The sequence below is a fragment of the Chryseobacterium sp. SIMBA_028 genome, assembly GCF_046535285.1.
GTDB lineage: Bacteria > Bacteroidota > Bacteroidia > Flavobacteriales > Weeksellaceae > Chryseobacterium.
The window spans coordinates 1-277 of record NZ_JAWRWZ010000202.1; the positions used below are offsets into that span (position 1 = coordinate 1).

Consider the following 277-nt stretch of genomic DNA (forward strand, 5'->3'; position numbering starts at 1 on the left):
TTGTTCTTTGATGACGTTGTGTACACCGTTGATGACGTCATTGTCATATCTTTTCAAAGCCTGCAATTTCACATCTGCGGCAGCGGCTGCATCGGTTGCCTGATGCAATAATTTCTCTGCATTTTTTACGGAAGACTCATTTTTATCTTCATTAATAACATTCAATGCAAATAGATCTTCGGTATTGGAATGAGCCTTTATTAAAATCCCGAGATTGACCATTCTTTCCACAGTTTTTTCATGATTAATGGCCAACAGAATATTTTCTTCTTCATGG

General features: G+C 37.2%; 1 pseudogene. It reads right to left on the bottom strand.

What is annotated here, in order from left to right:
• Positions 1-277 (bottom strand): annotated as a pseudogene (locus SCA31_RS23150) (cation:proton antiporter); the annotation flags it as partial.